Source organism: Candidatus Izemoplasma sp. (assembly GCF_982632705.1).
Genome location: NZ_CEXEES010000077.1, coordinates 5,892 through 6,583, shown reverse-complemented (window position 1 = coordinate 6,583; position 692 = coordinate 5,892). Strand labels below are relative to the sequence as shown.

Here is a 692-nt window from a genome sequence, read left to right as displayed (position 1 = left end):
CAGTTTGTTCAAGATAGTTACAACTGGTAGACGTCCGATGAATTCGGGGATTAATCCGAATGCAGCTAAGTCTTCATTAGTAACAGAAGCGTATGCCTCGTCAGTAGACTGGATAACAGCATCATCAATAGTCTTGCCACCTAAGAAACTTCTATCAGCCTTGAAACTACGACCTTTAACAATGTCCTCAATGTCAGAGAATGCACCTGCTACTATGAATAACACATTATTAGTATCAAACAGTATAGATTCTTTTTGAGGACCACTACCGATCTCTACCTTAAACTCTCCACCTTCAATGATTTTAAGTAAAGCTTCTTGAACACCACGACCAGTAACATCACGTTTTCCAGTTGCGTCAGGTTGTGCAGCAATCTTATCAATTTCATCAATCAATACGATACCACGTTGAGCAAGTTCTAAGTCTTGACCAGCCTTCATGTACAAACTCTCTAAGATGTCTTCAACATCACCACCAACGTAACCAGATTGTGTAATCGAGTTAGCATCAGCAATAGTGAATGGGATATCTAGAAACTTTGATAAGTGTTGTACTAAGTAAGTCTTACCAGAACCAGTTGGACCTAACATTAAGATGTTAGACTTCTTGCCTTCACCTTTACTCAATCTCTTGAAGTGATTGTAAGCTGCAACTGAGATAACCTTTTTAGCATGTTGTTGTCCGATAACGA

At 39.2% G+C, this 692-nt stretch carries 1 protein-coding gene; it reads right to left on the bottom strand.

The window, feature by feature from the left end; all coding sequences use genetic code 11:
• A partial coding sequence (locus tag AC2LE6_RS08240) for an AAA family ATPase (RefSeq protein WP_484478778.1) occupies positions 1 to 692 on the bottom strand: 692 nt, incomplete at both ends.